The sequence below is a fragment of the Ensifer sp. ENS09 genome (assembly GCF_014852425.1).
Classification (GTDB): Bacteria; Pseudomonadota; Alphaproteobacteria; order Rhizobiales; family Rhizobiaceae; genus Ensifer.
In genome coordinates, this window is the sequence record NZ_JACVBP010000001.1 from 937,502 (window position 1) to 951,549 (window position 14,048).

General features: G+C 62.6%; 13 protein-coding genes. 4 read left to right on the plus strand and 9 right to left on the minus strand.

Going from position 1 to position 14,048, the window contains the following annotated elements; all coding sequences use genetic code 11:
* Positions 1-266 precede the first annotated feature (266 nt).
* Positions 267-1,904, plus strand: coding sequence for an arylsulfatase (locus IB267_RS04735; protein ID WP_192446616.1), 1,638 nt, complete (start codon positions 267-269; stop codon positions 1,902-1,904).
* 401 nt (positions 1,905-2,305) lie between these two features.
* Complete coding sequence (locus tag IB267_RS04740) at positions 2,306-2,908, plus strand: bifunctional 2-polyprenyl-6-hydroxyphenol methylase/3-demethylubiquinol 3-O-methyltransferase UbiG (RefSeq protein WP_192446617.1); 603 nt, start codon at positions 2,306-2,308, stop codon at positions 2,906-2,908.
* Positions 2,909-2,945: 37 nt separating this feature from the next.
* On the opposite strand, the gene IB267_RS04745 is transcribed toward IB267_RS04740, so the two are convergent.
* Entirely contained in the window at positions 2,946-4,187 is a 1,242-nt protein-coding gene (locus IB267_RS04745; protein ID WP_192446618.1) for an RDD family protein, read from the minus strand.
* Positions 4,188-4,818: 631 nt separating this feature from the next.
* Between IB267_RS04745 and IB267_RS04750 the strand changes: the two genes are divergently transcribed.
* Positions 4,819-6,339 carry an arylsulfatase gene (locus IB267_RS04750; RefSeq protein WP_192446619.1) on the plus strand — a complete coding sequence of 507 codons (1,521 nt, stop codon included), beginning with the start codon at positions 4,819-4,821 and terminating at the stop codon, positions 6,337-6,339.
* A 32-nt stretch (positions 6,340-6,371) separates the two neighbouring features.
* Here IB267_RS04750 and IB267_RS04755 read toward each other — a convergent pair whose 3' ends face one another.
* The 6 genes from IB267_RS04755 to IB267_RS33225 all read right to left on the minus strand — a co-directional run bounded on the left by IB267_RS04755 (position 6,372) and on the right by IB267_RS33225 (position 12,161).
* A complete protein-coding gene (locus IB267_RS04755; protein WP_192446620.1) occupies positions 6,372-7,268 on the minus strand; it encodes a hypothetical protein in 897 nt (298 codons plus the stop codon).
* 160 nt (positions 7,269-7,428) lie between these two features.
* A complete protein-coding gene (locus IB267_RS04760; RefSeq protein ID WP_371742515.1) occupies positions 7,429-7,731 on the minus strand; it encodes a hypothetical protein in 303 nt (100 codons plus the stop codon).
* 188 nt (positions 7,732-7,919) lie between these two features.
* Complete coding sequence (locus IB267_RS04765; protein WP_192447181.1) at positions 7,920-8,585, minus strand: L,D-transpeptidase; 666 nt, start codon at positions 8,583-8,585, stop codon at positions 7,920-7,922.
* Between the two features lie 44 nt (positions 8,586-8,629).
* Positions 8,630-9,565 (minus strand): glycine betaine ABC transporter substrate-binding protein, encoded by a 936-nt coding sequence (locus IB267_RS04770; RefSeq protein ID WP_256436929.1) that lies wholly within the window; start codon positions 9,563-9,565, stop codon positions 8,630-8,632.
* Between the two features lie 528 nt (positions 9,566-10,093).
* Entirely contained in the window at positions 10,094-11,827 is a 1,734-nt protein-coding gene (locus IB267_RS04775) for a PAS domain-containing methyl-accepting chemotaxis protein (RefSeq protein WP_192446621.1), read from the minus strand.
* A 118-nt stretch (positions 11,828-11,945) separates the two neighbouring features.
* Positions 11,946-12,161, minus strand: coding sequence for a hypothetical protein (locus IB267_RS33225; RefSeq protein WP_246810545.1), 216 nt, complete (start codon positions 12,159-12,161; stop codon positions 11,946-11,948).
* 112 nt (positions 12,162-12,273) lie between these two features.
* On the opposite strand from IB267_RS33225, the gene IB267_RS33230 reads away from it, so the two are divergent.
* Complete coding sequence (locus tag IB267_RS33230; RefSeq protein WP_246810546.1) at positions 12,274-12,510, plus strand: hypothetical protein; 237 nt, start codon at positions 12,274-12,276, stop codon at positions 12,508-12,510.
* A gap of 76 nt (positions 12,511-12,586) precedes the next feature.
* Here IB267_RS33230 and IB267_RS04785 read toward each other — a convergent pair whose 3' ends face one another.
* Positions 12,587-12,802: a hypothetical protein gene (locus IB267_RS04785; protein ID WP_034792977.1), complete on the minus strand. Its 216-nt coding sequence runs from the start codon at positions 12,800-12,802 to the stop codon at positions 12,587-12,589.
* A gap of 138 nt (positions 12,803-12,940) precedes the next feature.
* On the minus strand, positions 12,941-13,855 hold the full coding sequence (gene ubiA / locus IB267_RS04790) for a 4-hydroxybenzoate octaprenyltransferase (protein WP_192446622.1): 915 nt from the start codon (positions 13,853-13,855) through the stop codon (positions 12,941-12,943).
* Between the last annotated feature and the right edge of the window lie 193 nt (positions 13,856-14,048).

The following is a 14,048-nucleotide window of genomic DNA, read 5'->3' on the forward strand; positions in this document are numbered from 1 at the left end:
TTATGTCAACATTATTGACCTAAATTCGTGCGATTTTCGCCCCTTTCAGCGCATTGACCCTAACGTCGAATGGCTGACGCTACGTCAGTTCGCGGCAATCGCGAGCGGGCTCCGCGCGATGCCCATCAGAGCGTAACCGTTACATGCTTGCCGCTTGCCGGAAGCGGGCGCAGAGTCGCGCCGACCGATTGTCTTTCATCAGCTCAAGTCCCGATAGCCCGAGTTTCGTTGCGTCTCGAACCCCTGACGATATGGAGCGACATGTCATGAGCAAGCATCCGGTATCCGATCATTCCCGAAAGACCGACCTGCCCCAGAACGACCAATCCTTGAGCGTCAGCCGGCGCGATCTCCTACTCGGCGGCAGCGCGCTCGCCGCAGCCGCCCTCACCGTTTCGGCCCCCGCCGTGCACGCCCAGCAATCGAGCACGCCGGCCACGGGCGGCGGCGGCAAGCCCAACATCCTGATGATCATGGGCGACGATATCGGCTGGTTCAATCCGAGCATCTACCATCGTGGCCTCATGGGCTACCGCACGCCCAACATCGACCGCATCGGCAACGAGGGCGCGCTCTTTACGGACTGGTATGGCGAGCAGAGCTGCACGGCCGGCCGCGCGGCCTTCATCACCGGCCAGTCGCCGATCCGAACCGGCCTGACGAAAGTCGGCCTGCCCGGTGCCGATCTCGGCCTGCAGGCCGAGGATCCGACCGTCGCCGAACTCCTGAAGGCGCAGGGTTACGCAACCGGCCAGTTCGGCAAGAATCATCTGGGCGACAAGGACGAGTTCCTGCCGACCAATCACGGCTTCGACGAGTTCTTCGGCAACCTCTACCACCTCAATGCCGAAGAAGAACCGGAAAATCCCGACTATCCGAAGAACCCGGAATTCGCCAAGCGCTTCGGCCCGCGCGGCGTCATCCATTCCTATGCCGATGGCCGGATCGAAGACACCGGCGCGCTGACGAAGAAGCGCATGGAAACGGTGGACGCCGAATTCCTGGCCGCCGCACTCGATTTCATCGACCGGCAGAACGGCGCCCAGAAACCCTGGTTCTGCTACTTCAACTCCACCCGCATGCACGTCAACACCCACCTGAAACCGGAGTCCGAAGGCAAGACCGGCAAGGGCATCTATGCGGACGGCATGGTCGAGCATGACGGAATGGTCGGAGAACTGCTGAAGAAGCTCGACGATCTCGGTCTCGTCGAAAACACCATTGTCATCTACACCACCGACAACGGGGCCGAGGTGATGACCTGGCCGGATGGCGGCAACACCCCCTTCCGCGGCGAGAAGGCCACCAACTGGGAAGGCGGCTACCGCGTGCCGACCTGCATCCGCTGGCCGGGTGTGATCAAGCCGAACACCATCTACAACGAGATGTTCTCGCACTACGATTTCATCCCGACATTCTGCGCGGCCGCCGGCGAACCCGATATCGTCGACAAATGCAAGACCGGCTATCAGGCCGGCAGCAAGACCTTCAAGGTGCATCTCGACGGCAACAATCTCATGCCCTTCTTCCGCGGCGAGGTGAAGGACGGGCCACGGCGCGAATTCCTCTACTGGAACGACGACGGCGAACTGGTCGCGGTGCGCTTCCAGGACTGGAAAGTCGTGTTCAAGGCACAAGAAAGCACCGGCATCGGCGTATGGAGGGATCAGTTCACCACCTTGCGTACACCCAAGCTGTTCAACCTCAGGGCCGATCCGTTCGAACGTGGCGATGAATCGATCGAGTACGAGAAGTGGTTCTTCGACCGGGCCTTCGTCGTGGTGCCGTCGCAGGCGATCGTGGCGAAATGGCTGGAGAGCTTCAAGGAGTTCCCGATCCGCCAGAAGCCGGCAAGCTTCAACCTCGACGAGGTGATGGACAAGCTGTCGAACACGAAACAATAGGCCACCACGCTTACAGGCGGACTCTTCCGCAGGTCAGCGCACCCGCGGGAGGGCTTTGCCTGTCGCGTGACCGTGAGGCAAAGTCCGGCCTGCCCGAAGGCAGATCGACACCTATGGCGGTTGCCGGGCCCGACACGTCCCCGACGCACGTCAATTGTCCTCGTTGAAAGCGCTGACGTTGCCGCATGCAGAAGGCCCGGCATTGCAGCCGCTCGCCATGCGCCAAGAGTCGAGCGTCTGGTAGGTTCCACGAGAGATCCCCTTCCCGTGCCCACAGGTCCGACGCAATCGTGGCCGAAGCTTTTTTTTCGAGGCGCATACCCGAGACCACTGGCGGCTGCCCGCCTTTGCGCTAAACCATCGAACCGTAGCCGCGCACCGATGACCACGCAGGAAACCCCATGGCAAATCGCGATCCAGACGACACCCTCGCCTTCTATCGACACAACGCCGCGGCCTATGCGGCGCGCGAGCGCCAGCCACCGACTGCACGCCTCGCCACCTTCATCGGCCGGTTGCCTCCGGGTGCTGCGGTGCTCGATCTCGGTTGCGGTGGCGGGCACGACAGCCTTGTGCTGTTGGAACAGGGTTTCGATGTCACCGCTTGCGACGGCTCGGCAGAACTGGCGGCGGAGGCGCAAACGCGGATTGGTCGAACAGTCGAGGTGGTCAGGTTTCAGGAGATCGACTGGCAGGACCGCTTCGATGGGATCTGGGCCGAAGCGTCGCTCCTGCATGTGCCGCGCGCAGAGCTTGGCGATGTGCTGGCGCGCGTCTTGCGGGCGCTGAAGCCAGGCGGCTTCCTGCAGGCGAGCTTCAAGGCCGGCGACAAGGAAGGCCACGACCGCTTCGGCCGCTACTTCAACTACCCGTCGGAGCCGTGGCTGCGCGCCTGTTTCGAGCAAGCGGGCTGGTCAGAGTTTGCCATCAGCAAGGCCGATGGCGGTGGCTATGACGGCGAACCGACGCGCTGGCTGCATGTCGCGGCGAACCGCGCGGACTGAAGCACATTCAGAGAGCCGCCCTCGTCGCCGAACTCCGCTACTTCGTCGTCGCAAACATGGCGTCGACAAACCGTCTCTTCTCCGCCTCCTGCTCAGCGGAATTGCCGCGGGTGTAAACCAGCGTTCTCCACGCATCGCGACCGCTGACGGCGACCGTCACTTCAACAGACGTGTCCTCGGCGCTCACTGCCTTACCCGTTGCCCTTAGGCCTGCCTGAAGGCCCGCCATGTCAAAAATAGTGACGGGCTGCCACCCGGTGGTGATATCGACCTCCTCGCGGAGCACTTTCTCGAGCGCCTCCGCATAGAGGTCCGCTCCAATGCCATCCGAAGGCAACTGTTCGTGCCCGAAAAGCGCCTCGGAGAGAAGCTCATCGGAAACGAAGTAGAAAACCCGACCGCTATTGGTCTCAAGCTCCTCTGGCTTCCAGGACCTCCCGATCGTCGCCACGCGCTGGGTCATCGGGTTGGACCAGCTCTGAGTGGTCTTTAGATCGCTCTCCATGGCCCGCTCCTCCGCTTGCAGCGCGAAACTACCGATGAGGAGAGCGGCCGCCACGACCAGGGTCACCCCGAACCGAAACTGCGAGGGATCGGCGACAACGACGGGGTTCCCGCTGTCGTAGCTTGCGGGTTGCCCAAGAGAGACGCGGCGGTGCTGTCGGATCTGGGTGAAGAGCGCGATGATCGGAATGCCCAGCCCGAGGCCGATAACCCATACCCTGAACTCCCTTACGAGGAAGAACAGGGCACGGTTGCGACCCGCAGGCACCGGGACGCGCACACCCGCGATCGCCTTGCCCGGCGTCGTCCCCGTGATCATCATGCTGAGCGCCAGCATCAGGGCAACCAGCGGTAACAACATCAAGCCAAAAAGAACGCCGTTTATGGAGACAATTTGCAGGTAAATGCTCGGCGCGTACAAAACGGCCCATAGCCCGATACCGAACCCGAGCAGCGGGGTGAATAGAAAATTGTCGATGAGGCGCGCCCAGAACCGGGGCCAGGGCCGGGAATTGCGGATCAGTCCGGGCTGAACGGCTGGTTCCTCGACGATGGGTTCGGCGGCATCCGCCTCGGCTGCGGTCGCCGAGATGGGTGGCGGCACAAAGGCATCGACAAGGTCTGGATGGGATCCGGCCGCCTGCCGTTCCTCCAGACCTTCGCGCCACACAATGGTTTCTTGCGTGATCCTGCCATTCCGAACAAGCGCTCGGAGATCGTCGTCATCGACAGGACCGAGTTGATCCGGTCCGGTCAAATAGTACCAAACTGCCATGCTGCTACCCCTCGACTGAGCGGCTCAGGTAGCAAACGCCTTCACAGCCGTAAAGTTGTGCAAATAGAAAATGAAAAGAGCCAGGAGTTGTCGCCGTTCGGAGGCGCCACGACGGCTGGCGCGACGCGCATGCCTGGCGTTTTCCGACCGCTCCGGGTCGGCAATCAACCCGCCTTCGCGACCGCGCCCCTCAGGCCTCGCGGCTGAAGTAACTCAGGATCAGAAGCGTGCAGATCGCCGCACCGATCACGGCGTCGAAAAGTGCAAAGTGCTCGAAGAACGAGGGCATAGCATTTCCTCCTTCCAACTAAACCTATGAGAGCACAGATTTCCAAAACTTGGAAGAACTTTTGGAAAATATACTGATCAAACAATGCGATTGGTCAAAATACTATTTGCATCGCAGCATTATTTATTTGCACTGCACAAAGCTCAATCCCATGAAAATTATCGGCCTCAGTGCCACGACAGCCCATTGATGCAGCCGTCGATAGGCCGTCCGAGACGCGGCATTTCGCCCCTTCGCCACCACGACAATGTTAATTGACGGCGCTACCGGAAGATGCAGATATTAGCAATATCGAATAAAATGATCCGCCGTCCGGCCGGGTCGCATTTCCAGGGGGTGCGCATGTCTGAACTGCAAGCGAATAACGCCCGTGCAAACGCATGCGGCGGCAAGAGCGCTGGCGCGGATCCGGAAGCGGGCCCGACCCGGCGCGACGTTCTCATGAGCGGTGCGGCACTTGCCCTTGCCGCCGGCATGCCGGCGGGCCTTGTGGCTCTTGCCCCCGATGCGGCGCAAGCAGCCGGCACGACGGCGCCGAACATCGTCTACATCATCGCCGACGATCTCGGCTGGGGCGATGTCGGCTTCCGCGGTTCGGACATCAGGACGCCCAATCTCGACCGGCTGGCGGCGACCGGGGTAACCTTCGACCAGTTCTACACCCAGCCGATGTGCACGCCGACGCGCGCCGCCTTCCTTACCGGCCGTTACCCGTTGCGCTATGGCCTGCAGACGGGCGTGATCCCCTCGCCCGGCTCCTACGGACTGGCGCTCGACGAGTATCTGCTTTCCCAGGTGATGAAGGACGCCGGCTACCGGACGGCGCTCGTCGGCAAGTGGCATCTCGGCCATGCCAAGCCGGAATATTGGCCGAAGCAACGCGGCTTCGACACGTTCTACGGTGCGCTGGTCGGCGAGATCGACCACTTCAAGCACTCTTCCCATGGGGTGAAGGACTGGTACAGGGGCAACAGGCCGATCGAGGAGACCGGCTTCGACAACACGCTGATCGGCGACGAGGCGGCCCGGGTGGTCGATAGCCACGATCCCGCAAGCCCGCTCTTCCTCTATCTCGCCTTCACCGCACCGCACACGCCCTTCCAGGCGCCGGACGACGCACTCGACCGCTATAAGCACATCGCGGACAAGAACCGCCGGGCCTATGCGGCGATGGTCTCCGTGCTCGACGACGGCATCGGCAAACTGCTGGCGTCGCTCGAAAAACGCGGCATGCGCGACAACACGCTGATCGTCTTTCACAGCGACAATGGCGGCGTGACGAGTTCGCTCTTTGCCGGCGACAGCAAGGTGAGCGGCGAACTGCCGGCCGACAACGGCCACTATCGCGACGGCAAGGGCACGCTCTACGAGGGCGGCACCCGCGTGGTGGCGCTTGCCAACTGGCCGAAGAAGATCAAGCCCGGCAAGGTCGCAGGCATGGTCCACGTGGTCGACATGTATCCGACGCTGGCCGCGATCGTCGGCGCGACGCTCGACAAGAACCAGCCGCTCGACGGCATCAACCTGTGGCCCTCCTTGAGCGAGGGCAAGCCGACGCCGCGCACCGAGGTGGTCTACAACGTCGATCCCATGGGGGGCGCCGTGCGAAGGGACAACTGGAAGCTCGTCTGGAAGGCGACGCTGCCGCAAAAGGTCGAACTCTTCGACCTTGGCGCCGACCCGTCCGAGGCACATGACCTTTCGGCCGATTATGCCGATCGGGTGCGCGACTTCCAGGACTGGATCACCAGCCTTGCAGTCGAGATGGACCAGCCGCTGCTGCTGATGGAAGCGGCGCGCCTGACGTTCTACGCGCCGCCCGTCGTTGCCGATCCCTCGACGCTGTTCAATCTAGGCGATTAGGGAGTCCCCAGAAAAGCGGCAGTCACCGCTATCTACTTAAAATACGCGTGTCGGGGGATGGAATAGTTGCAAGGGGCAGATGCAAGAGCCGCCCTTGGTTTCGAGGTCTCTACGTTCTGGTTGAACAGATTGTAGAGACCACCGACTGGAACACCGGCGCTATTCAACGCCCCGAACATGAAATTGGTCGTATCAACATTGGACCGACCGCACTCGTAGCTGCCGTACAAGAGTTCTCCGCTGACAAGCTCGGAGACAAGACTGACGTAAAAAGATCTCGAGTTATAGGAGGTTTGCCCGGCTACAACCTTGATCGCTTCCAAGTAAGCCGACCTTGCCTTCTCCACGTCCTGATAGGGGCTATCGAGAAACAGGGAGTTTCCCTTTTCTCTCAGAACAGTCAGAATTGTCCCCGGAATATTCTCTTTTTCCGCAGCAGATATTGCGAGGTCATAATAATATTGCGCCTCACCGACCTCGCCGATAAGCGCAAGGCTGCTCCCAATCCAGTATAATTCGGATGAACGAAGCTTAGATGACCAAGCCCTAAAATTCTCCTTTTGCGTATAGATCACATTGTAGATCCGAATGTCGTACGCCGAATTGATTTCATTTTGATACCTGGGGTCGGAGGATTGTACGAACCGACTGGCCTTCTCGGCGCGGAGCGCCGCCATTTCCGACATTGCCCGCCTGACCTCTGCGACGGCATTGTGCTCGCCAAGTTCCCTTTCCCGCTGCGCATTGAAGTATCTGTCTACGAGCGAGAATGGAAATGTATAGAGAAGCGCGATGACGAGCGTTGCCAGCCCACCCCATTCTTTCAATAGATCCAAGAGCGCCCGCGAACCGGATTTTGTTTCGGCGCCAGGCGGCGCCGTGTCGCCGTCGGAGAGTTCCATGGCCCCCTCCATGTTCTTGCCCTTCATCCCGACATCAAAAGCAACCTCCGCATGCGCAGGAGGGACTCTCGGTAACGCGTAAAGCAGAACCGATGCAAAGGAGACGGTTCCCGTGACGAACGACGCGCGTCGTGGCTTTATATTAGCATATAATAATTAAACTGTGAATAAGTCCCGGATGGCGGACCTACACCGGCGTCACCGATTTCACGCTGCCGGCGGTGTCGACGACGCAGTTGAACTTGCGACCGCCGGCGTCGAGGTCGACGCTGTAGGAGGCGGCATCCAGCGCCCGTGAGCTGGTCGGCAGGACCTTGCTGCTATCGACCTGGGCGGCGCCGGCAACCGCATGGGCGCAGAGCAGCTGCAGGTCGGCCGGTGCCGTCTGCAGGCTGGTGCGCGCCATGTCCTCGGGCTTCGGTTGCGACTGACAGCCGTTGATGACGGCAAGCGCTGCAGCCGCCAGAAGAATGCCTTTCGAACGCAATATCCCCTCGCTCACCACATGTCCTCCCCTTCCGGATCTTCCGCCGGATCTCGAGCCTGTTCCTGTTCTGCAATCGACCGGCCGCCGCTTTGCCCCCGCTGCCGCCCGAAATTCCGTCGATACGCGCTCGGCGCTTGTTTCGTTGAACGTCTGCCTGCCCACCTCAGCCCCTGATGCGCGAGACCCGGCGGTCAAACGCCCTTGTAGAGCGCCGCCCCCTGCATGAGCACGATCACCTTGGCGCCGATCTCGATGCGCGAATGCAGGTCGATGACGTCGTCATTGTTCATGCGGATACAGCCGGAGGAAACGTCGAGCCCGATCGTCCAGGGCTCGACCGTGCCGTGGATGCGGTAGATCGTGTCCTGGTCGCCCTCGTAGAGATAGAGCGCGCGGGCGCCGAGCGGATTGTCCGGCCCGCCGGGCATGCCGGCCGCCCATTTCGCCGCATTCGGGTCGCGCGCCACCATTTCGGCTGGCGGCGTCCAGGTCGGCCATTCGGCCGTGCGGCCGACGCGCACGATGCCGGCCCAGCCGAAGCCCTCGCGGCCGACGCCGATGCCGTAGCGGATCGCCTGCCCGCCGGGCTGGACGAGATAGAGGAAATGCTGGTTGCCGTCGATGATGATCGTGCCCGGCTGTTCCGCCGTGCGGAAGGTCACCACCTGGCGGCGGAAGGCCTCCGGCAACTGGTTGTTGCGAGCGAAATACTGCCGCGCTTTCTTCTTGTCGTAGTTGACCCATTTCTTGGTGCGGGCGTCGTAGATCTGCGTCTGCGTCTGCGCCCAGGCGGCAAGCGGCCCGAGCGTCAGGGCAGCGGCAAGCACCGCTATGCCGAACCTGCGCCGCGTCCACATCGGCCGGTCCTTACCGGCAGGGCGATTGTCGTCAGAACGTCCGCTCATGGCTTGGCCCACCCGTCGATGCGCGCCGCGTTGTCTTCGGCCCATTTCTTGGCGTAGTCGGCCGGCGCCTGCCGCTCGACCTCCAGCGCGTAGCTCATCTTGGTCACTTCCTCCGGCGAGAAATCCACCTTCTCCAGGAACTTCGCCACGTCAGGGTGCTTCTTGCCGAAGGCGGTGGCATAGGCGATCTGGAAACGCGCCGCCTGCCAGGCGGTCGAAGCGCTGGATTTCGACACCCAGAGCGGATCGCTCGGCGGCAGGATCTTCCACTTGGCGGCATCGTGCGGCGGCTCTTCGAGCCGTGCGATCTGGTGCAGTTCGAAGACGTGATGCGGCGCGTAGCAGTAGAACACCATCGGCCGCTCTGTCGCGACGGCCGCGTCGACGGCCGCCATCGCCACCTCCTCTTCGGCCTCGAACAGCGTCAGCGTCTTGTCGTAGCCGTAGCCGGCCGCCCGCGCTCGCTCGATGCCGGTCGAAAGCCAGGTGGCGGCGCCGATCCACATCTCGCCCTTGCCGTCGCCGTCGGTGTCGAGGATCTTCGTCTTTTCCGGGTCGCTGAGATCGGCGGCCGACTTGATCGTCTTTGCCGCTTCCGGCGTGGCGCAAAGCCCCTGCCAGGCCGGCACGCTGCGCTCGGTCAGCTGGCCGACCTTCTTGTCAGTCACGTATTTGCGCACGACGTCTTCGAAGTTCGGCCGCCAGACTTCCGGCTGGATGTCGACGGTGCCCGCTTCGAAACCGACGAAGGCATTGAGCGTGCCGAGTTCCTTGACCTCGGCGTCGAGCCCGAACTTCTTGGCGATGCCCACTTTCAGGATATTGGCCGTCGCCTGGCCCGACGGCCAGTTGGGCATGGCGATCACCAGATCGGCGGCAGTGGCAGGCAGCGCCACGGATGCGGCGAATATGGCAGCCAGCGCCGCTGGCAGAAACCTCGACTTTTCCTTCACAATCCCCTCCGGCCTCGAGCAATCGATGCGAATGACGTCGTGAATGCGTATGTCGTGCTTTTGTGACGCCGAAGCGCGCCGCAACTCTGCAGGTTTCCCTTGATGACGAGACCCTGTAGTTCTTCAGAATGCCATGGCGACCTTGCGAAACGCGCGATCACTGTGGGCGAATGCGAAGCTTATCAATGCCTTGGGCCTTGGGCCTTTGGCCCTGCTCTTCCCCGTGCCGTATCCGGCATCTTCGTTCGTTGGCCGGCAGGATGCATAGAACCGCGGGCTTCGTCAACGTATCAGCGATACCACACGTTGCACGGACACGTCTGCCGATCGTCAATCACCCGGCAATGCCACGCCCGACTTTGGAGACGACAGTGTCGGAATTCATCGTGGCGTTCGAGCTCGCGTGCACGGACGGTTGCCGTGAAAGGGATGAGGCGGGCCGCACCCCCGGCCCGCCTGCCCGCGAACGGCAGGGCGTGATCGCCCCGCACGTCCCGCTTTGTCGCCTCAGGCGGCGCGCGCGTCGGTCGCGCGGCGACGATCGCCGATGCCGCCCGCAGCCGCTGCCGTTCCCGCCTCGCGCCGCTCGGCACGGCGGTTGAGCTGGAAGCGGTTGACGAGTTCCGTCAGCCGCTGCGCGCCCTCGGCCAGCCGGACGCTGACGTCGGCGGTGCGCTCCACCATGCCCGCATTCTTCTGCGTCATGATGTCGATGTTGTTGACCGCGGCATTGATTTCGCCGAGGCCTGCCGTCTGCTCGGTCGCAGCCGTCGCGATCGCCGCAATCCGCGTGTCGATCGCCGCGACGAAGTCCTCGATCTCCTTCAGAGCGTTGCCGGTATCGCCGACGAGGCGCACGCCTTCGGCGACCTCGGCCACCGAGTTGTGGATCAGCGCCTTGATCTCCTTGGCGGCCTTGGCCGAGCGCTGGGCAAGCTCGCGCACCTCCGAGGCGACGACCGCGAAGCCCTTGCCGGCATCGCCGGCGCGCGCCGCCTCGACCCCGGCATTGAGCGCCAAGAGGTTGGTCTGAAAAGCGATCTCGTCGATCACGCCGATGATCTGGCTGATCTCCTCGGACGCCGCCTTGATGCGCTGCATCGCCGTCACCGCATCGCGCACGACGCCGGAAGAGCTGTGCGCCGATTGCCGCGCATTCTGCACCAACTCGCGGGTCTGCTGGGTGTTTTCGGTCGAGGTGCGCACCGTCGCCGTCGCCTGTTCCAGCGCCGCCGAGGTCTGCTCCAGCGCTGCCGCCTGCTGGCGGGTGCGGTCGGAAAGATGCTCGGCCGCATCCTTCATCTCGTGGCTGTTGCTGTTGAGGTCGCGGGTCTGGCTGAGCACCGCCGACAGCGTCTCCTGGAACATGCCGATCGAGGTGTTGAAGTCGCGCCGGAGCATTTCGAGCTCGCCGACGAAGGGCTCGTCCAGTGTCATGCGGATGTTGCACTCGGCAAGGCGGCCGAGCCCGGCGCCGATCTCCTGGACCGCAAGCACGCGATCGGAAACGTCGACGGCGAATTTCACCACCTTCGACACCCGGCCGGCATCGTCGAGGATCGGGTTGTAGGACGCCTGGATGAAGACCGTCTTGCCACCCTTGCCGATGCGCTTGAACTGGTCGGTGACGAAGCGCCCGGCCGCAAGATCGCGCCAGAATCCGGCATAGGCGGGCGAATGGACATCGTCCGGTTCGCAGAACATCGAATGGTGCCGGCCGACGATCTCGGGAAGCGCGTAGCCCATGGCCGAAAGGAAGTTTTCGTTGGCGGTGATGATCTCGCCCGAAGGCGTGAATTCGATGATCGCCTGGGCCCGCGACAGGGCGTCGATCTTGCCCTGGTCGTCGGTGCTCTTTGCCTTCGTCGCGGTGATGTCGGTCGCGAACTTCACCACCTTGTAGGGCTTGCGGCCGCGGAACACCGGATTGTAGGAGGCCTCGATCCAGATCTCCCGCCCGCCCTTGCCGATGCGCCGGTACTGCTGGCTGTCGTATTGGCCGCGGGCAAGGCGTGCCCAAAAGTCGGCATAGGCAGCGGACGCCGCCTCCTGCGGCTGCACGAACATGCGGTGATGCCGGCCGACAATCTCGTGGAGATCGTAACCCATCGCGCGGCAGAAATTCTCGTTGGCGGTCAGGATCGTGCCGGAAAGATCGAATTCGATGATCGCCTGCGACCGGTTGATCGCATCGAGCATGGCTTTGGCATCGGACGAAAAAAGAAACGGCAGGCCAGTCATGAGGGCGGGACCTATAGCTAACAAATCGAAAAGGGATACATGCGAATTGTAGCTATTCGTATGATAAATTTCTTAAGCGATTCTTTTCGCGCCCCCTAGAATTGCCCTGCTTTTGCTCTCATGCGGCCTCGGCCCCGATCGTGCGCCGCGCTCGCAAATCGTGCAAAGCGAAATGGCCGGCAAGCAGCCAGAGCAAAACTTCGAGCGCAAAGGTCCAGTGCAGGATGAAGTTCTGGTACCAGGGTTTGTAGACCGCCTGCACATGCACAAGGTTCACCCTGAGATCGGCGAAGGGAAAGAACCAGCGAATATCGGCCGCGATCGAGTCCATCACGCAGGAGCACGTTCAAAAGCCCGACCCTGACAAGGACGAGCTGCTTGCGCCGCCCGGTGGCGATGAGAAGAAGCGCGATTGCCGCCGCCAGCGCCAGCCAGAAGATCGGCGTGTGCAACCAGTAGTCGTGATGCGGCGTGCGGCGCTGGTCGATCAGGTAGAAATAGGCGAGATCGAAATCCGGCAGAACGGAACAGAGAAGTCCGACACCGAAGATGGCGCGAGCCTGCAACGGGTTGCGACGCGTAAAGGGGCGGCTCAGCAGATAGCCGGCCGGCAGATGGGCAATGAACAGGTGGGCTTCCTCCCGAAGCGCGGCGACAGCTGCGCCCAACAGGCGCAGCGTTGACGCGAACGCCGGAGGATTTGCAACCGAAAATGTCGCTTTGATGGCTTCCGCCCACAGCCGTTACAGCCGGCAGACGTTACCAGTTGCCGGGATCGGCGGTGTGGTCGACGCTGGCGAATTCGTCCGCCTTGTCGCGCTCGAGCGTGAGCCTGGTGATGTTCTTCGCCTCGTCGGTGACGGCGTAGGAAAGCGGCGCCGGCTCGCGGGTCAGATACTGGTACATCAGAAGGGCCGCCTCCTCGGCGCTATCGGCCTCGAATTCCTTGGCGACGCTGACGAAGAACCTTTGCATGGCCTGCCCCTGCCCGTTTGACTGCGCTGAACACCTGGATTTGATGTCTCGATATGACATGGAGCGCGCGCGCCGGGCGTCAATGCGTCACCGGCCCGCTCGTCGACTTCCTATGGCAAGCTGGACGCTCGGCGTCCGTCAAAACGTTCCGGCGAAAGCGGCGGCAGCCAAAAGCACGCCGGTCAGGATATTCGCCAGGAACAGGCGATAGCTGATCTCGGGGCGATCGAGGTCGAAACGCCAGGCCTGCCACGCGAGATGGGCCGCGATCACCACCATGCCGACGGCATAGAGGCTCGACATGCCGAGCATCCAGCCGCCGAGAGACCAGGCGGCGAGCGTCAGGCCGTAGAACAGGGCGATACAGGCCTTGCCGCGAGCCCCGAACAGGATCGCCGTGGACTTGAGACCGAGGCGCGTGTCGTCGCGCACATCGACATAGGCGTAGGCCGTGTCGTAGCCGATCTGCCACGCAACGGCACCGGCCCACATCAGCACGGCGCCCGCCGGAACATGTCCGGCAACCTGCGACCAGGCCATCAGCATGCCCCAGTTGAAGGCAGCGCCCAGGACCGCTTGCGGCCAGTGGGTGAACCGCTTGCAGAAGGGGTAGAGGAACACGAGCGGCACGACGCACACCGCAAGAACGCGGGTCGCGGGGCTCAGGAACACAAGCAGCGAGGCGGCGAGCGCAAGCTGGGCGATCAGGAAGAGAACGGCGCGGGACATGCCGATCTCGCCATTTGCAAGCGGACGGAACCGCGTCCGCTCGACATGCCCGTCGAAATTGCGGTCGGCCATGTCATTGATGGTGGAGCCGGCGCTGCGCATCAGAAGCGCGCCGAGCGTGAACACCAGAATATCGCGGATTTCGGGAAGGCCGTGCGCCGCCTGGAAAAGCGCCGCCCAGCACGGAAAGAGCGTCAGCCAGATACCGACCGGCCGGTCGAGCCGCGCAAGACGGGTATATGGCCGCATCGCCCGCGGCAGCCGGCGATCCACCCAGTCACCCCGGTGAATGTCTGTCAGGTCGGGTCGGCTTGCTGCGGTCATGGGGCGGGTCATCCAGTCAGTGTACGGCGCGCTCCGGCTACGACCGCAAACAGCGGCACTATAGGCGTGGGCGTGTTCAGATAAAGGAGGGATTCTGTCGCAGAGGAAACAGGCCTCCGGCGCGAGGTTCACGGCTCCACAGCACCGTGGGTGGGGGAACGGTCCCCATCCAAACGACCCGCTTCCCGCAGAC